This is a genomic window from Rhodococcus sp. EPR-147 (genome assembly GCF_001647185.1).
GTDB lineage: Bacteria > Actinomycetota > Actinomycetes > Mycobacteriales > Mycobacteriaceae > Rhodococcoides.
Window position 1 is genome coordinate 15,132 of record NZ_LVCU01000593.1, and the last position, 16,819, is coordinate 31,950.

Below are 16,819 nucleotides of genomic sequence, written 5' to 3' on the forward strand. Positions count from 1 at the left end.
TGTCCACTGGATCCGTCAGGGCTGCGATGGTTGCGGTTGTCCCACGTCACCGTCGCTCGAAATACTCGTGGACCTGGCGTACCGACATCGCTCCTTCGCCGACTGCGGATGCGACTCGCTTCACCGATCCGCTGCGGACGTCGCCCGCGGCGAACAGGCCGGGTCGGCTCGTTTCGAGCGTCCCGCACAGCGCTGCTCCGATCTGTAGGGCGCCGTCTCCACGAGCGAGAGCTGCGTCCGTACCGGTGACGACGAACCCGTGTTCGTCGAGTGCGATGGCGTCGGCAAGCCACCCCGTGTAAGGCGTCGCTCCGATGAACACGAACAGGGCGTGCGCCCTGATCGTGTCCTGTTCGCCCGTGCGGTTGTTCTCGACCACGACTTCGTCGAGGTACTTCTTGCCGCGGACCGCGCGAACCTCGGTGTGACGATGCACGGTCACGTGCGGGTGGTGCTCGATCTGGTCGACCAGGTAACGGGACATGCTCTTTCCGAGATCGTCATTGCGGATGAGCAAGTGGACATCCGAAACATGTTCGGCGAGAAACACTGTCGCCTGGCCTGCGGAGTTACCGCCGCCGACGATGGCCACCGGGTCGGTCCCGCACATGCGGGCTTCCTGATGAGTGGCGGCGTAGTACACACTCGTGCCTTCCAGTTCCGCGATACCGGGAACGGTCAACTTGCGGTAGCGCGCACCGGTGGCGAGCACGATGGACCGGCCGCGAACCGTGCCGCCGTCAGAGAGCCGGAGCACGTGGTACCCGGCTTCGGACGTCAATCCGGTCACCTCTGCCGAGACCAGGATGCGGGCACCGAACTTGTCGGCCTGGATCACAGCCCGCTCGGCCAATTCGGATCCGGAGATTCCGGCCGGGAATCCCAGGTAGTTCTCGATTCGGGAGGAGGTGCTGGCCTGTCCCCCTGCGGCGATCGTCTCCAGTGTCACCGTGTTCAACCCGTCCGACGCTCCGTATACGGATGCGGCCAGTCCGGCCGGTCCTGCACCCACGACGACGAGATCGAACACGTCCTGGGCAGCGTTCGGCACGGAAAGTCCGACGATGCGGGCGAGCTCTGTGTTCGTCGGATTGCGCAGTACCTTCTCGCCGTGCCAGATGACGACGGGAACGTCCTCGGGGGCGATGTCCAGGCTGCGCAACAGCTGCTCCGCCCGCTCGTCCCGCTCCAGATCGATCCATTTGTGAGGCAATCGATTTCGCATTGCGAATTCTCGAAGCCGCAACGTGTCCGGTGAATAGCAGGACCCGATGATCCGGAACCCCGAGCCGAGCCCGATCAGCAGGTGTCGACGCAGCAGGTAAGCCCGCAGGATCAGATCGCTCAGCACTGGATCGTGGGCAACCAGTTCGCGCACCCGTTCGGCGGGAGTGACGAGCAGCTCGCCGTCTTCGATCGCTTCGGCGGTGTAGAACGCCACCTGACCTTCGAGCAGTCCGAGCTCACCCAAGAAGCGGCCGGGTCCGTGCACGCGAAGTATTCGACGTTCACCGTCCCGGTCACCCTCGTCGAGAACGGCGACCTTGCCGGACAGAACGACGAAGAAGTCATTGCTGGGCGCACCCTCGCGTATCAGCACTTCTCCGGTACGAACCGATCGACGTGTGCCACCGACCTCGAGCACTGCGACCTGATCGTCCGTCAGCCGCGGGAACGCGCCGTGCTCGTCCGTGGTCTCGTCGACGACCGCTGGTCCGGCGTCCTCAGACGAAATTTCGGTCGACATAACACCACCTCCAATCTTCTCCGGGTTCCATCGACCGAACGATCGGATGACCGACGACATGTGCGTGCGCGCTCGCGTGTCTGCCCGGCGAGGAGTCGCAACACCCGACGTGCCCGCATGTCAGGCACAGCCTCAGGTGCACCCACGGGGTGCCGAGACGGAGGCATTCTTCGCAGCCCTGCGGAGTTCTGGGCACCACGGACCGGATTGCATCGACGTGCGGGTCCACTGGCACGAACGTCATGATGTCGCCTCCTTGCCTGCATTCTCCGAAAGCGCTCGATCGAGCCATGCGCGTAGCTGGGGTACCGGGGCTGCACCGGCCTGCCGAGCGAGGACCTCACCTCGATCCATCACCAGCAGGGTCGGCACGGCCCTGACGGTGAATCGTTCGGACGTCAGGGGTGCGGCATCCACGTCGACCTTGACCAGCTTGATCCGGCCCGCGCGTTCTCCGGCGAGCTGTTCGAGCGCCGGGCTGACCATGCGGCACGGTCCGCACCAGGTCGCCCAGAGATCGACGAGTACGGGCACCGAGGGGTGTTCGGCGATCTCCGCGAAGTCCTCGTCCCGTGCTGCGGCGATCCACGGCAGCGGCTCGTGGCAGTTCCCGCACCGGGGTGTCCCGTCCGCTGCGGCAGGCACCCTGTTGACCTTGCCGCAGTGCGCGCACTTCACCTTGTCCGATTCCATGGCGACATCTCCTCTCAGGCCGCCGCGACGGCGGGTTCCGCATACGCGACGACGAGTTCTCCGTCGACCACCGTGACGGTGATGGTGCCGCCTGGTTCGATGTCCCCTCGCAGTAGCGCGCGACCGATCTTGGTCTCGACCTCGTGGGCGATGTACCGACGCAATGGCCGTGCACCGTAGACCGGGTCGAATCCGCGTTCGGCGACGAGCCTGCGCGCGTCCGGGGTGATGTCCAGATCGATCCTGCGCTCCGACAACCGGTTTCGAAGATCGGTGAGCTGCAACCCGACGATGTGCTCGATCTGGGGCAGGGTGAGTGGGGTGAACAGCACGATGTCGTCGACCCGGTTGAGGAACTCGGGACGGAAATGCCCACGCAGTTCCGCGAGAACCCGCTCGCGGGCGTTCGGCTCGATCTCGCCGTCGGGTGTGACTCCTTCGAGGAGATGCTGGGAACCGATGTTGGAGGTCATGATGATCACCGTGTTCCTGAAATCGACCTGCCTGCCTTGTGAATCGGTGATTCGGCCGTCGTCGAGCACCTGTAGCAGGGTATTGAACACATCTGCGTGCGCCTTCTCGATCTCGTCGAAAAGCACAACCGAGTACGGCTTTCGGCGCACCGCCTCGGTGAGCTGTCCGCCCTCGTCGTACCCCACGTATCCGGGAGGTGCCCCGATGAGCCGGCTCACCGTGTGCCGCTCCTGGTACTCGCTCATGTCCAGGCGCACCATGTTGTCTTCGCTGTCGAAGAGAGCGCCGGCCAATGTTTTTGCGAGCTCGGTCTTTCCCACGCCCGTCGGGCCCAGAAAGATGAACGACCCGATCGGCCGGCGTGGATCACGGATGCCGGACCTCGCCCGGATCACCGCGTCCGCGACCAGCTGCACCGCCTCGTCCTGACCCACGACCCTCTCGTGCAGAATCTCGTCGAGCTGCAACAACTTCTGTCGCTCGCCTTCCTGCAGCCGAGCGACCGGGATCGAAGTCCACGCAGCCACGATTTCGGCGATCTCGTCCTCGGTGACCACTTCGCGCAACAACGGGCTCCGGCCTTGTCTGGTGACCAGCTGCTCCTCTGCCGACTCGAGCCTGCGTTCGAGCTCGACGATCTCGCCGTAGCGCAACTCGGCGGCCCGATTGAGGTCGTAGGCGCGCTCCGCCTCCTCGGCCTCGTGGCGCAAGCGCTCGAGCTCACTCCGTAGCTCTTGCACCCGGCGGATCGCCTGTCGCTCCGCCTCCCACTGAGCGTGCCGGGCATCGGCCTCGGCCCGCAGATCGGCCAGCTCCTTGCGCAGCTCGTCGAGACGTGCCTTGCTCGCTCCGTCGGTCTCCTTGGACAGCGCGGCATCTTCGATCTCGAGCCGGGTCACCTTCCGGGTGAGTTCGTCGAGTTCGGCCGGCATCGAATCGATTTCGGTGCGCAACCGAGCGCACGCCTCGTCGACCAGATCGATGGCCTTGTCCGGGAGAAAGCGGTCGGTGATGTAGCGGTGCGAGAGGGTGACGGCAGCGACGAGAGCGCCGTCCTGAATCTTCACGCCGTGAAACACCTCGAGGCGTTCGCGGAGTCCGCGCAGGATCGAGATGGCATCCTCGGCGCTCGGCTCGTCGACGAGGACGGTCTGGAACCGTCGCTCCAGTGCCGCATCGGATTCGATGTGCTTGCGATACTCGTCGAGCGTGGTGGCACCGATCATGTGCAGCTCGCCTCGGGCGAGCATCGGCTTGAGCATGTTGCCGGCGTCGAGAGACCCCTCACCGCCCACTGATCCCGCACCGACCACGGTATGCAACTCGTCGACGAACAACAGAATCCGCCCGTCGGCTGCCTTCACCTCGGCCAGCACCGCCTGCAGACGCTCCTCGAATTCCCCGCGGTACTTCGCGCCGGCCACCAGGGAACCCATGTCGAGTGAGAAGATCGTTCTGTCGCGCAGGCCTTCCGGAACGTCGCCGCGGACGATCCGCTGGGCAAGGCCCTCGACGATCGCGGTCTTCCCGACGCCGGGGTCGCCGATGAGAACCGGATTGTTCTTGGTCTTGCGGCTCAGGATCTGCGTGACCCTGCGGATTTCGGCGTCTCGTCCGATCACCGGATCGAGTTTGCCCGCCCGCCCCTCGGCGACCAGATCGCGTCCGTACTTCTCCAGCGCGTCGTACGCACCTTCCGGGCTGGCCGAGGTGACGCGTTGATTGCCGCGCACCTTCGTCAGCGCTGTGAGGAAGGAGTCCCTGGTGATTCCGTGACGGGCGAGTACTCGCCCTGCCGCAGTGGCCGTACCCTCTTCGGCGAGGCCCATCAGGAGATGCTCCACCGACACGTAGGAATCCTTGAGCCGCTTCGCCTCTCGATCGGCGGCGTCGAGGAGCACGGACAAGCGTCGGGTGATCGTCACCTGACCGGTCCCGGCACCGGGGCCGCTGACCTTGGGCCTTCGCGAGAGTTCACGTTCCAGATCGGATTGCAGGGCATCGACCTCGGCACCGGCCTGCTCGAGCAATCGGGGCACCAAGCCATCCTGCTGACCGACCAAGGCGAGCAGTAGGTGCTCTCCGTCGACCTCGGTGTGACCCATTCTGGTCGCTAGGCTCTGGGCCTCCTGCAGTGCTTCGCGCGACTTCTCGGTCAGGTTGCTGATGTCCATGTGGTTGTCCTCCTTCTGCGGGAAGATGCTTCGAGTGTCTCGATTCGTTCCAGCAGGTCGAGCACGAGCCCGATTGCCGAGTAGTTCAGGCCGAGACCGGTCCGCAGTCGTCGAATGCGGGCTGCATGGGCCACTTCGGTTGGTGCGAAGAACATTTCGCCACCTACGACGCGATCGGCGTCGAGCAGACCGAGGACCACGAGCTTCCGTGCAAGTTCCGGATGCAGCCCCGTACGTTCGGCGAAGGCGTCGGTCGACAATTCGGTGCGTCGAACCAGTACGTACCGGACCACCGGGTTCGGGTCGCTCATGTCTTTGTCCTCGGATCGAAGTTCGATTCTGCGGCCAACTGCTCGAACAGTGCGCGTTCGCGTGCTGTCGGTTTCGACGGCACCATCACCTTGATCTCGGCGTACAGGTTGCCGTTGGTGCCACGTGGATTCGGCATTCCTTCGCCGCGCAGTCGCAGCTTCCTTCCAGTCGACGAGCCCGGAGCCACTTTCACTTTCGCCTCGCCACCCGGGGTGGGAACGGCGACGGTCGCCCCGAGGACCGCCTCCCATGGCGATACCGGGAGGTCGACGTGAATGTCTCGGCCCTGTACTCGGAACCGGGAATGTGGCTCGATCCGCACCACGAGGTACAGATCCCCCGGCGGCGCGCCGCCGTTGCTCCGTCCGCCTTGTCCGGCCAACCGAATTCGCTGGCCGTCCACGACCCCGGCCGGAATGTCGACGTCGTACTGCCGTCCGTCCAGTCCGAGCGTGCGTGTGCCGCCCCGGTACGCCTCCTCGACCGTCAAGGCCAGTTCCGCTTCCTGATCGGCACCGGGAATCGGCCCGTACCCGCCACCGCCGCCGAACATCTGCCCGAAGAGGTCGTCGAGATCGACACCACCGTCGCCACCGGGACCGAAGTGCACGCGTCTGCTCCCGCGGTCGTATCCTCCGCCACTGTTCCCGCCACCGCGGTATCCACCCGAGTGGGTGCGGGTCCGTTCGTCGTAATCCTCGGGGACACGCCGAAAGTCGGCACCGAACCGGTCGTAGCGTTTCCGAGTGTCCGGGTCGGACAACACCTGGTAGGCCTCGTTCATCTCCTTGAACGTGTCTTCCGCTGCGGGGTCCTTGTTCACGTCGGGGTGATACTTGCGAGCCAGCTTGCGGTAGGCCTGCTGGATCTCGTCGGTGCTCGCACCCCGCGGGACTCCGAGCGATTCGTAGTGGTCACGCGCCATCGGTGCTCACCCCTCGGGGCGGCTGCCGGCCACCGACGCCGGCCGCAGTTGCCGTCCGTCCTCTCCGTAACCCGGACGGACGACGTCGATCACGGTCCCGGACGGAAGGTCGGGCCGGACCACCACGCTGACCACTTCGTGCAATTGCGGGGAGAACGGAACTCCGACCTCGTCGTGACGCTCGAAACCGAACCGTGACAGCACCTGCACCGCCTGATCGCGGATCGCCTTGACGCCGTCGACAATGGTCTGCGAATCGCTGTCCGCATGTGCCAACGCAAGTTCCAGATTGTCCAGTACCGGCAGCCACGCCGCGGACACCTTCGTCACCTCCGCGGCCCGTTCTCGCTCCAGGTCCTTGGCATACCGCTTGCGCAGGTTGTCCAGATCGGCAAGGGCTCTGCGCCAGCGGTCGTCGAGTCGAGCCTCCTCGGCACTCGTGGCGGCGTGATCCGGTACCGTCTCGGTTCGATCGCCTTCCGTGACGTCGGCCGCTGGTTCGGGTGTCGAATGATCTGCAGCCCTTTCCATCTCGTGCCTCAGCTTCGATCGAATTCGGCGTCGATCACGTCGTCGTCATCGGTCGAGGCCGCGTCCGCGCCACCGACCTGACGTCCGTCACCGCCGTCCTGTACCGGCACGAGCCCGTAGAGGAGCTGTTGGAGCTCGGAGGCGAGTGGTTGTACATCTGCAGGCGAAGCGCCGTCCTTCACTGCCTTTCTGGCATCGGCGATCAGCATCTCGGCCCGTGCCCTGTCGTGCGGTGGCGCGCTGTCACCGAGTTCGGCGAGTCGCCGTTCCACCTGATACGCAACGGAATCGAGTTCGTTGCGCGCGTCGACGGCTTTGCGCAGCGCCTCGTCATCGCCCCGATTCCGTTCGGCCTCGGCCAGCATGCGTTCGACCTCGCTCGGGTCCAGATTGCTCTGCTCACTGATCGTGATGCTCTGTTCCTTGCCGGTGTCCTTGTCCCTGGCCGTGACATTGAGGATGCCGTTGGCGTCGATATCGAACGTGACCTCGACCTGGGCGTCGCCGCGCGGTGCGGGCCGGATGTCTTCCAGACGGAAACGTCCGAGCGAACGGTTGTCGGCGGCCCGCTCGCGTTCGCCCTGCAGCACAACGACATCCACGGCGGACTGCTCGTCCTCCGCGGTGGAGAACACTTCGCTGCGGCGGGCCGGGATGGTCGTGTTGCGCTCGATGATCTTGGTCATCACCCCGCCCTGTGTCTCGACGCCGAGAGACAGCGGGGTGACGTCGAGCAGCAGCACGTCGGAGACCTCGCCCTTGAGCACGCCGGCTTGAACCGCCGCGCCGAGAGCCACGACTTCGTCCGGATTGACGCCCATGTGGGCGTCCTTGCCGCCGGTGAGCCGGCGAACCAGGGCTTGCACCGCCGGGATGCGCGTCGAACCACCGACCAGAATCACTTCGTCTATGTCGTTGGCGGTGACCTTGGCATCACTCATTGCCTGTTTCACCGGGTCGAGGCAGCGCTCCACGAGATCCGCCGTCAGATCCTCGAACTTCGATCGCATGACGGTGGTCGTGAGGTGCTTGGGACCGTCCGAATCGGCGGTGACGAACGGCAGGTTGACCTGGGCCTGGGTCACCGAGGACAACTCGACCTTGGCCTTCTCTGCGGCCTCGAAAAGGCGCTGCAACGCCTGTGCGTCCTTGCGCAGATCGATGTTCTCCACCTGCTGGAAGTCGTCGGCGAGGTAGTCCACCAGGCGTCGATCGAAGTCGTCCCCGCCCAGGTGAGAGTCGCCGGCCGTCGACCGAACCTCGACGACGCCCTCGCCGACGTCGAGCAAGCTCACATCGAAGGTGCCGCCGCCGAGGTCGAAGACCAGTACGGTTTCGTGGACCTGCTTGTCCATGCCGTACGCCAGCGCCGCAGCGGTCGGCTCGTTGATGATCCGCAGGACTTCGAGGCCCGCGATACGGCCGGCGTCCTTGGTGGCGTTGCGCTGCGCGTCGTTGAAGTACGCAGGAACTGTGATGACCGCTTCCTTGACCTTCTCGCCGAGAAACTTGCTCGCGTCGTCGACGAGCTTGCGCAGTACGAGGGCACTGATCTCCTCCGGCGCATACTTCTTGCCCCGCACATCGATTCGGGCCTCGCCGTTGTCACCGGCCACGATGTCGAAGCTGACCGCTCTTGCCTCATCGGAGATCTCGTCGTAGTGGCGTCCGATGAAGCGTTTCGCCGAGTAGATCGTGCCCTTCGGATTCAAGATCGCCTGCCGTCGGGCAAGCTGACCCACCAGCCGTTCTCCGCTCTCGGTGAAGGCCACCACCGACGGCGTCGTCCGCGCTCCCTCGATATTGGAGATCACCACCGGCTCGCCGCCTTGCCAGCTGGCGATGACGGAGTTGGTGGTGCCCAGGTCTATACCCACAGCAGTCGCCATGACTCGTTCCTTTCGATCGGTCCGGCCGGTGAGCATGTGGACAGCGGCGTCCGTTACCCCGACATCGGCGAAGACTTCGTAGTGAGGTGGTTGTACTGGTTGGTACGAGTCGAGATCGGCACGCCTGTTGGGAAATGCAGGTCGAGAAGGTGGCCGACGCACCCGCAGTGAAAAATGATGGGATGAGAACGAATGCGGCTGGTAGACAGCATTATTCACCGTACAACGGAGGTCGACCGCCTGAATCCCTGGTCGCGACTGTCGACGTCGGCCAGTGTCGGTCGTTCGATATTTCTGTATCCGTGCAACAGATCGTGATGTTCGAGCCGATACGCGGTGTGGGCAGTTCGAAGCAGCACACTGAACTGACCGGTAACCCAAAACGTTGGCACATCAACATGTTTCGCGACGTGACCGAAATTCGGCCGGCGCTGCACCTGGCGTGCTTATTCCCTCTACCGGTCGAGTCTCCTCTCTCGGCTGCGAGATTACTAGGGGTAAAACCAAATTCGTTCTGGCGCGGACTGCAGGCCCTTCCCTTTGTCGGTCCGAGGTGTGATGCTTGGCCGTGTCCACCACTTCGAACAGGAGAATCGTCATGGTCACCAAGGCACTGCTGGTCCGACTCGAAGCCAAGCCCGGCAAGGAAGATGCAGTCGAGGAGTTTCTCCGGTCGGCCCAACCGCTCGTCGAACAGGAGCCCGGCACCCGACCCTGGTTGGCGGTACGGTTCGGCCCATCGACGTTCGGCATCGTCGATGCTTTCCCGGACGACGCCGCCCGTGAAACGCATCTCAACGGACCGGTCGGCCAGGCTCTCGGCGAACGGGCGGACGAACTCTTCGCCTCGCCGCCCGAAATAAGCTACCTCGATGTACTCGCCGAGAAGCTCTGACCTGGATTGCACACTTCGTTCACCTGCGAGCCCGACTGTCGTTGTGAATTGTTGTCCCGCTTCGGTTGTCCGCTCGGGTGTGTGCCGACAACATGTCCACGCTGAGTGAGATCGGTTGTCCCAGTTGCATTCCGGTGATTCAGCGAGGTGCGTATCGTTCGTTGATCGGTTCGCGGACTCCGGCGCTGTGACGCGCCGACAGGGGTGGGCACGACCGGGTCTCGGCGCGAGTGCCGTCGGCTCAGTCTCGGCGGCCGACCACCGGGTTCAGTTCGGAGGCCGCGAGGCCGCCGGGCTCGACACCGGGGAGAAACTCGCGCCACGTGCCACTGATCAGTGTCGGCGATTCCACGACCCGAGCCCCGTCGGCGAAATAGGTGGTGGCCAGTGCTCGGCGCGGCTGTGTCGTGCGATTCGGCCCGGCGGTGTGGAAGCACAGCGCGGAGTGGAACGACACGTCGCCCACTTCGAATGGCTCCGATGCCACCGCGACGCCGCGCTCGACGAAGCGCTGGGCGACGGCCTCGTCGTACGACGTGCCGACCTTGTCGAACTCCAGGTCCGCGACCTCGTCGAGCACGCCTGCTCCGCGCGCGAACGACAGCGGACCCATGCGGCCGGGGATGGCCGACATCGGCATCCACGCGGTGACCGCCTGGACGGTCTGCAGTGGGAAATGCTCCGCGTCGTGATGCCAGGGCGTGCGTCCACAGCCGGGCTCCTTGGACAGCGCGTTGTCGTGGTAGAGCCGCACGGCCGGCTCGCCCAACAGCGCCGTGGCCAGCCCTCCGATCCGGGGCGACAGCGCCACCGCGCGCATCAGGTCGTCGTGCAACCACATCTGCTCGAGCGCGGTGAATCGGCCGGCGACGTTCTCGCCGTGCTCGGCGCGTAGTAGCTCCTCGAGGCGTTCGGCGAGGCGTCGTACCACGGCAGGCGACAGCACCGCGGGTAGCCGGACGAAGGCATCGCGAGTGAAGGCTTCGACCGCGGCCGGGTCGAGGTCGTACGGCTCGGCAAGCTCACGCTCGACTTGCTCGTCCGTGGCCGCGTCGACGTCGGGTAGGCCCGGCCCGTCGACCAGCTCAGCGGGTGCATGGTCGTTGGCAGCAAGCGTGACGTACCAGTCCCACCAGTCCTGATCGTTGCCGGCCCAGTCCTGATCGATGCCGCCGTCGCGGTTCTGTTCGGGGAGCCGCTCGTTGGTCGGCGGGTTCACAGCCACAGCAGGGCCGCCTCGTGGGAGAAGGTGTAGGAACCGGACTTGTCGCGGCAGGAGGCGAGGTAGTCGCCCAGCACCGGTGCCGCTTCCATCTCGTCGAGCGACACGGAGTCGTCGAAGGCGCAGCGCTGCAGAAAGCCTTCGGCGACAGCGCGATCCGACGTTCCGGTGGTGTACGTGACGCGCTGGTCGCGCACGTCCGCGCCGGCTCGAATCAGTGCGTCGCGCACCTGCTCGGCCGTCGTGTACGGCGTTGCTTCGCGCACGCCGGCGCGGAAGGCGTCGTAGAACGCAAGGTAGTGGGAGGACGCCGTCGCTTGCGCGACCAGGCCGAGGCCGCCGGGGGCCAGTGCAGCGACGAACCGTTCGGCCGCGCTGTCCAACTCGGCCGGCGGGAGGGCGTACAGCGCGTGGGTGGCCCACACGATGTCGTACCCGGTCCGATCGGCGGGTAGGTCCTGCAGGGTCATCACCAAGTCGTCCCGAGGCACGAACGGAGCACCGAGCGCACCACGCGCCTCGGCCACCGAGAACGCAGACGGGTCGAGCAGGTCGTAGGCCAGCTCGGGCACCGCCGACAGATCGGTGTAGCGGCGCAGTGCAGTGGGGAACTTGCCACTGCCGCAGGCCACGTCGAGCAGCGTCCAGCCGTCGCGGCTGTGCTCGGCGAGCAGGGCGGGCCAATCGGCTGCCAATGCGAGCTGGTGATAGTCCTCGGTGGCCAGGGCGTAGAACGCTTCCATGCCCCTGCGTCCGGCCTCGCTCCAGTGCTCGAGACTGCGATCGGCTGTGTCTCCGCTGCTCACGCGATTCCTCCTAGGAAGCCGACCTCGATGCACCGGATGGGGCGTCGTGGTTGACTCGGTCCAATGTCCAACATAGCTCCGACTTCGTCGACCGACACCGCGGCCGTGCTCCTCGACGGGTTGCGGGCGGCGCGGCGTGGCGCGGCGCCCCTCGCCGGTCTCGACCCCGGCTCCTACGCTCGCGGGCATGCCGCCTTCGAGTTCCTCTCCGACCAGCGCGGCCTCATCGCCGAGCACCTGTCCGGGCGGCTGGCCAGGGTGGGGGATGGACCAATCTCGGTGCTGTCGGTGGGCTGCGGTGACGGTTCGCTGGACGTCCGCCTCGCCGCGGGGCTGATGCAGCAGGTGCCCGGCCGACCGGTGCGGTACGTCGGCATCGACCCCTGGCCCGGGAGCGCGACGTTGTTCGCCGCCAAGATGGCCGCCCTGACGGCCGACGAGCTCGACGCCGACGCGTACGTCGCGTCGTTCGACGACGTCCCGGTGGACGAGACTTTCGACGTCGTGATGTTCGTGCACTCGATGTACTACGTCGCCGACGTGGGGGCAACCCTGCGCGGCGCGCTCGACCTGCTGCGACCCGGCGGCGAACTGTGGGTGGCCGTTGCACCGTCGGCCGCGCTCAACGCTCTGGTCGGTGTGCTCGCCCCGCCGCTCGAGGGCCACCGGCAGTGGTTCAGCGCCGACGTCGACAAAGCGTTCGTGGACAACGGGATTGCTCTCGACGACTCGGTCACTCTGGACGCGATGGTCGACCTCTCCACCGCGACCGACGAGGTGCTGGACTTCGCGGTGCAGGCCCGGCTGACGCCAGAGTTGCACGGCCCTGTGCGGGCCTACCTCGACGCGGTCTCGGTGCCCGGTGCCGATGGCAGGCCTCGGGTGCCGCACCCGGTCGACGTGTTCGCCGCGACCCGTCGTTGAGAGATCGTCGCCGCGGATCAGCTCCCCGGACCCGGATATCCGACGCCGATCGGAGGCACATATCCGGAAATGAGGAGCCGATCCTGGGGGACGGGCAGGCGCGCTCACGCGCTCGGAAAGCCGCCGGCTCGTCCGAGTAGGGCCGGCACCTCTTTGCCCAGTGCACTCCCGAGCCACGCCGCGGCATCGACCAGAACCTGTTGGTGCACACCGGTTTCGACTCCGGATCGATCGAGTGCATAGATCAGGTCCTCGGACGCAATGTTGCCCGTTGCCGCGGGGGCGAACGGGCAACCCCCGAAGCCGCCGATACTGGCATCCAGCGCTCGCGCACCCGTCTCGAGAGCAGTCAACGCATTGGCGTAGCCCGTGTTCCGCGTGTTGTGGAAGTGCCAGCGCTGTGGGATTCCCGGTGCTCGTGTACTCGCAATGTCGGCCAACACGCGGACCTGTGCCGGCACGCCGACGCCGATGGTGTCCGCCAAGGCGATTTCCGACGGTCGGTCGTCGGAGAACTGCGCGAGAATCTCGCCCACGTAACGAGGATCGACTTCTCCGCTGAACGGACAACCGAACGCCGCCGCGATGGTGACGGTGGTGGCCAAGCCCGCGGATCCGGCGTCTCGAATGACATCGCGCGCAGTCGACACTGCTTCTGCGACAGAGCAATTCTGATTTCGCCGGCTGAACTCCTCGGATGCGACGACCACCACGTTGACCTCGTCCACGCGTGCGTCGATCGCTCTGTCGAGTCCGCGGCGATTCAACACGAGGCCGATGTAGGACACGTCGTCGCGTCGTTCGATCCCGGCCATCACATCCTCGGCCCCGGCCATCTGTGGCACCCGGCGAGGGTTCACGAAGCTGACCGCTTCGATTCGCTTGGCTCCCGCTGCAACGCTTCGGGCGATCAACTCGATCTTCTGATCCACCGACAATGCAGTCTTCTCGTTCTGCAATCCATCACGCGGGCCCACCTCGACAAGTTGCACAGACGTCATCCCCCGATCCTTCTCCCCGCTCTTGTTGTATGCAACACCTGTGTTTCTTTCGGGGAAAATTTGCGATTCTCGTGGACAGGAGGTGGGGATGGTCCTAAGTTGTGAACAACCAGCCCATCTTCGATCGGAGGCCTTCAGTGGCCAGAGCCGTGGATCGTGTGTATTCCCACCTCCGGGAGGGGATCATTGCGGGCACGTACGCGCCCGGTGCCAGGCTGGGTGAGGTCGATATCGCCGAGCTGACCGAGACCAGTCGGACGCCCGTTCGTGAGGCCCTGCGGCAGCTGGAGATGGAAGGGCTCGTCGAGGTGGTTCCGCATCGCGGAGCCCGTGTGTACACCTGGACGGCAGACGATCTCGAGGAGATCTACGACCTGCGTATGACGCTGGAGGCCATGGCTGCCGCTCGCGCTGCTCGTCGTATCGAGGAGAAAGACCTCGACCGGCTGAGCGAACTCTGCGATCTCATGGAATCGTCGGCGGCCGGAGACGCCGGCCAGAGGCTCGACCTGATGGCGCAGTTGAACGACGAGTTCCATGCCATCGTGCGTACCGCCGCCGCCAGCACGCGCCTGCTGACGATGTTGAGCGCGGTCATCCAACTCCCCCTCGTGATGCGCACCTTTCACCGCTACTCGCCTGCCGATCTCTCCCGCAGCCACGCACACCATCGAGATCTGGTGGCCGCGTTGAGAAGCGGAGACGAGATCTGGGCCGACTCGGTCATGCGGGCGCACGTCCGCGCAGCGAAACACGTTCTACTGCAATCTCTCACGCCCGACGAAGCCAAGGAGTCCGAATGAGCGAGGCCGCCACAGGGCCGTTGTCAGACCTACGAGTAGTCGAGATGGGTCAGTTGTTGGCAGGACCGTTCTGCGGACAACTCCTCGCAGATTTCGGAGCCGAGGTGATCAAGCTGGAGCCGCCGGGCAAGGGTGACCCGATGCGGCAATGGGGTCGGGAAAAACCCCACGGCAAGTCGCTGTGGTGGCCGGTGGTGGCGCGGAACAAGAAGTCGGTGACATGCAACCTCCGCACCGAAGAAGGACAAGCGTTGGCGCGCAACATCATCGGTAAGTCGGACATCGTCGTCGAGAACTTTCGCCCCGGCACTCTCGAGCGATGGGGGCTAGGGTACGAGGATCTGCGCACACTGGACCCACGCCTGATCATGGCCAGAGTCACCGGCTACGGCCAGGACGGGCCCTACTCTCCCCGCGCCGGGTTCGGCTCGATCGGTGAGGCGATGGGCGGAATCAGATACGTGACGGGTAATCCGGATCTGCCACCCTCTCGGGCCGGAATCTCGCTCGGCGACTCCCTGGCCGCGGTGTTCGCGACGATCGGCGTCCTCACGGCCGTGCACCACAGGGAGCGAACGGGGCGTGGGCAACTGGTGGATTCGGCGATCTACGAGGCCGTGCTCGCGATGATGGAATCATTGCTCCCGGAATACGAGATCGGCGGCTACCAGCGCGAACGCACCGGATCGGTGCTGCCGAACATCGCGCCGAGCAACGTCTACCCCACGAGGGGTGGCGAGATGATTCTGGTTGCCGCGAACCAGGATTCGGTGTACGCCCGTTTGGTCACCGCCATGGGGCGGTCCGATCTCGTATCCGATCCCCGGTACGTCGACCACGCGTCACGCGGGGTGAACATGGACGAACTGGACGACGTCATCTCGGCATGGACCGCAGATCTGGGAACCGACGAGGTTCTCGACATCCTCCACGAGGCCGGTGTTCCCGCCGGCCGCATCTACACCGCTCGCGATATGTTCGACGATCCGCATTTCGCGGCCCGCGACGCCATCGTGCGCCTGGCCCATCCCGATTTCGGCGAAATCCCGATGGCGGGCGTCGTGCCCAAGCTCAGCGACAGCCCCGGAGCCGTCCGGCATGCAGGACCTGAACTGGGAGAACACAACTCGGACATCTATGGATCGCTCCTCGGTCTCACCGAGGCCGAACGGGCTGCGCTCGTCGACCGCGGCATCATCTGAGCTCGACCGCATCGTCCTCACTCACCGCACCGCACACCACCGGAGATCATCATGCGCTATCGACTCGGAGTCGACGTCGGCGGAACTTTCACCGACGTTCTGCTTCTCGAAGAAACGACCGGTACCACCTACAGAGCCAAGACTCCGTCGACGCCGGCCGATCAGTCCGTCGGGGTGTTGAACGGCATCGACAAAGTGTGCTCGAAGGCCGGCATCGAACCGTCGGAGATCGATCAGGTGCTCCACGGCACCACGGTGGCGACCAACGCCATCCTGCAGGGCCGGGGAGCGCGCGTCGGACTCGTCACCACGGACGGGTTCAGGCAGGTCCTGCAGATCGCCAGATCGTACGTACCGGGAGGGTTGGCGGGATGGATCATCTGGCCGAAGCCCGAACCGCTTGCAGCACTGGAGAACACCGTCGAGGTCGTGGGTCGTCTGGCGGCGGACGGCTCCGAGGTGACGGCGCTCGACGAGAACCAGGCGCGGGGTCAGTTGCGTCGCCTCGCCGGTGCCGGTATCGAAGCGCTGACGATCTCGCTCATCAACTCCTATGCGAACGACGCACACGAGAAGAAGATCGCCGAGTGGGCTGCCGACGAGCTCCCGGGCATTCCGATCTCCATCTCCAGTCAGGTCCTGCCCGAGATGCGGGAGTACGAGCGGACCCTGACCACCGTGGCCAACAGCTACGTTCAGCCCGAGGTGTCGCGTTACGTACGCAATCTCGACAACTCGTTGCAGGACAGGGGGATCAAGGCTCCGCTGTCGATCCTACGAAGTGACGGCGGACTGGTGCAGTCGGCGAAGGCATCGGAGGCGCCGGTGTCGTTGCTGTTGTCGGGTCCGGCGGGTGGGGTTACCGGGGCCGTGTGGTTCGCCGAGCAAGCCGGTTTCTCCGACTTTCTCACCTTCGACATGGGCGGGACGTCCACAGACGTCGCCCTCGTGCTCGGTGGGCAACCACGTATCGGCCGTGAGACCAAGGTCGGCGACCTCGCCGTCCGCGCGACGAGCGTGGACGTGCGAACGGTCGGTGCCGGTGGCGGTTCCATCGCGCACGTGCCCGAGTTGACGCGAGCATTGAGGGTCGGGCCGCAATCGGCCGGGGCCGACCCCGGGCCTGCCGCCTACGGAAAAGGCGGAACCGACCCGACGGTGACCGACGCGAACGTCGTTCTCGGTTACCTCCCGGCCTCCTTGGCGGGCGGGGAGGTAGAT

General features: G+C 65.4%; 16 protein-coding genes. 5 read left to right on the top strand and 11 right to left on the bottom strand.

Features of this window, described 5'->3' with window-relative positions; genetic code table 11:
- Window positions 1–46: 46 nt before the first annotated feature.
- The 8 genes from A2J02_RS26725 to dnaK are packed head-to-tail and all read right to left on the bottom strand — an operon-like array spanning window position 47 to window position 8,745.
- Entirely contained in the window at window positions 47–1,747 is a 1,701-nt protein-coding gene (locus A2J02_RS26725; RefSeq protein WP_068055991.1) for an FAD-dependent oxidoreductase, read from the bottom strand.
- Window positions 1,725–1,991: a ubiquitin carboxyl-terminal hydrolase 14 gene (locus A2J02_RS27495; RefSeq protein ID WP_082898839.1), complete on the bottom strand. Its 267-nt coding sequence runs from the start codon at window positions 1,989–1,991 to the stop codon at window positions 1,725–1,727. The genes A2J02_RS26725 and A2J02_RS27495 overlap by 23 nt, the downstream gene beginning before the upstream one ends.
- Entirely contained in the window at window positions 1,988–2,440 is a 453-nt protein-coding gene (gene trxA / locus A2J02_RS26730; protein WP_045196849.1) for a thioredoxin, read from the bottom strand. Before trxA ends, A2J02_RS27495 begins: the two co-directional genes overlap by 4 nt.
- A gap of 14 nt (window positions 2,441–2,454) precedes the next feature.
- A complete protein-coding gene (gene clpB / locus A2J02_RS26735; RefSeq protein WP_068055994.1) occupies window positions 2,455–5,088 on the bottom strand; it encodes an ATP-dependent chaperone ClpB in 2,634 nt (877 codons plus the stop codon).
- Window positions 5,070–5,399: a chaperone modulator CbpM gene (locus tag A2J02_RS26740; RefSeq protein WP_032376243.1), complete on the bottom strand. Its 330-nt coding sequence runs from the start codon at window positions 5,397–5,399 to the stop codon at window positions 5,070–5,072. Before A2J02_RS26740 ends, clpB begins: the two co-directional genes overlap by 19 nt.
- Entirely contained in the window at window positions 5,396–6,325 is a 930-nt protein-coding gene (locus A2J02_RS26745; RefSeq protein ID WP_068055997.1) for a DnaJ C-terminal domain-containing protein, read from the bottom strand. The genes A2J02_RS26740 and A2J02_RS26745 overlap by 4 nt, the downstream gene beginning before the upstream one ends.
- 6 nt (window positions 6,326–6,331) lie before the next feature.
- Window positions 6,332–6,856: a nucleotide exchange factor GrpE gene (locus A2J02_RS26750; RefSeq protein WP_068056000.1), complete on the bottom strand. Its 525-nt coding sequence runs from the start codon at window positions 6,854–6,856 to the stop codon at window positions 6,332–6,334.
- Between the two features lie 8 nt (window positions 6,857–6,864).
- A complete protein-coding gene (gene dnaK / locus A2J02_RS26755; protein WP_068056023.1) occupies window positions 6,865–8,745 on the bottom strand; it encodes a molecular chaperone DnaK in 1,881 nt (626 codons plus the stop codon).
- A gap of 598 nt (window positions 8,746–9,343) precedes the next feature.
- Here dnaK and A2J02_RS26760 point away from each other — a divergent pair.
- Complete coding sequence (locus A2J02_RS26760; RefSeq protein WP_032376247.1) at window positions 9,344–9,640, top strand: putative quinol monooxygenase; 297 nt, start codon at window positions 9,344–9,346, stop codon at window positions 9,638–9,640.
- Window positions 9,641–9,881: 241 nt separating this feature from the next.
- On the opposite strand, the gene A2J02_RS26765 is transcribed toward A2J02_RS26760, so the two are convergent.
- Both A2J02_RS26765 and A2J02_RS27960 read right to left on the bottom strand, forming a co-directional pair.
- Window positions 9,882–10,865, bottom strand: a complete 984-nt coding sequence (locus tag A2J02_RS26765) for a phytanoyl-CoA dioxygenase family protein (protein ID WP_082898840.1) — start codon at window positions 10,863–10,865, stop codon at window positions 9,882–9,884.
- A complete protein-coding gene (locus tag A2J02_RS27960; RefSeq protein ID WP_068056006.1) occupies window positions 10,856–11,668 on the bottom strand; it encodes a class I SAM-dependent methyltransferase in 813 nt (270 codons plus the stop codon). The genes A2J02_RS26765 and A2J02_RS27960 overlap by 10 nt, the downstream gene beginning before the upstream one ends.
- A gap of 63 nt (window positions 11,669–11,731) precedes the next feature.
- Between A2J02_RS27960 and A2J02_RS27965 the strand changes: the two genes are divergently transcribed.
- Window positions 11,732–12,592 carry a class I SAM-dependent methyltransferase gene (locus tag A2J02_RS27965; protein WP_068056009.1) on the top strand — a complete coding sequence of 287 codons (861 nt, stop codon included), beginning with the start codon at window positions 11,732–11,734 and terminating at the stop codon, window positions 12,590–12,592.
- Window positions 12,593–12,696: 104 nt separating this feature from the next.
- Here the strand turns inward: A2J02_RS27965 and A2J02_RS26780 are convergent, their stop codons facing one another.
- Entirely contained in the window at window positions 12,697–13,593 is an 897-nt protein-coding gene (locus tag A2J02_RS26780) for a hydroxymethylglutaryl-CoA lyase (protein ID WP_068056012.1), read from the bottom strand.
- 137 nt (window positions 13,594–13,730) lie between these two features.
- Between A2J02_RS26780 and A2J02_RS26785 the strand changes: the two genes are divergently transcribed.
- The 3 genes from A2J02_RS26785 to A2J02_RS26795 all read left to right on the top strand — a co-directional run.
- Window positions 13,731–14,396 carry a GntR family transcriptional regulator gene (locus tag A2J02_RS26785; protein ID WP_068056015.1) on the top strand — a complete coding sequence of 222 codons (666 nt, stop codon included), beginning with the start codon at window positions 13,731–13,733 and terminating at the stop codon, window positions 14,394–14,396.
- A complete protein-coding gene (locus A2J02_RS26790) occupies window positions 14,393–15,598 on the top strand; it encodes a CaiB/BaiF CoA transferase family protein (RefSeq protein WP_068056017.1) in 1,206 nt (401 codons plus the stop codon). Before A2J02_RS26785 ends, A2J02_RS26790 begins: the two co-directional genes overlap by 4 nt.
- Window positions 15,599–15,649: 51 nt before the next feature.
- Window positions 15,650–16,819 (top strand): hydantoinase/oxoprolinase family protein (locus tag A2J02_RS26795; RefSeq protein ID WP_197478153.1); only part of this gene is annotated, 1,170 nt, incomplete at its 3' end.

What these genes read in the sequence shown, in the direction of transcription:
- A2J02_RS26725 (WP_068055991.1), bottom strand. Translation starts at nt 1,747, where the DNA reads ATGTCGACCGAAATTTCGTCTGAGGACGCCGGACCAGCGGTCGTCGAC.
- A2J02_RS27495 (WP_082898839.1), bottom strand. Translation starts at nt 1,991, where the DNA reads ATGACGTTCGTGCCAGTGGACCCGCACGTCGATGCAATCCGGTCCGTG.
- trxA (WP_045196849.1), bottom strand. Translation starts at nt 2,440, where the DNA reads ATGGAATCGGACAAGGTGAAGTGCGCGCACTGCGGCAAGGTCAACAGG.
- clpB (WP_068055994.1), bottom strand. Translation starts at nt 5,088, where the DNA reads ATGGACATCAGCAACCTGACCGAGAAGTCGCGCGAAGCACTGCAGGAG.
- A2J02_RS26740 (WP_032376243.1), bottom strand. Translation starts at nt 5,399, where the DNA reads ATGAGCGACCCGAACCCGGTGGTCCGGTACGTACTGGTTCGACGCACC.
- A2J02_RS26745 (WP_068055997.1), bottom strand. Translation starts at nt 6,325, where the DNA reads ATGGCGCGTGACCACTACGAATCGCTCGGAGTCCCGCGGGGTGCGAGC.
- A2J02_RS26750 (WP_068056000.1), bottom strand. Translation starts at nt 6,856, where the DNA reads ATGGAAAGGGCTGCAGATCATTCGACACCCGAACCAGCGGCCGACGTC.
- dnaK (WP_068056023.1), bottom strand. Translation starts at nt 8,745, where the DNA reads ATGGCGACTGCTGTGGGTATAGACCTGGGCACCACCAACTCCGTCATC.
- A2J02_RS26760 (WP_032376247.1), top strand. Translation starts at nt 9,344, where the DNA reads ATGGTCACCAAGGCACTGCTGGTCCGACTCGAAGCCAAGCCCGGCAAG.
- A2J02_RS27965 (WP_068056009.1), top strand. Translation starts at nt 11,732, where the DNA reads ATGTCCAACATAGCTCCGACTTCGTCGACCGACACCGCGGCCGTGCTC.
- A2J02_RS26780 (WP_068056012.1), bottom strand. Translation starts at nt 13,593, where the DNA reads ATGACGTCTGTGCAACTTGTCGAGGTGGGCCCGCGTGATGGATTGCAG.
- A2J02_RS26790 (WP_068056017.1), top strand. Translation starts at nt 14,393, where the DNA reads ATGAGCGAGGCCGCCACAGGGCCGTTGTCAGACCTACGAGTAGTCGAG.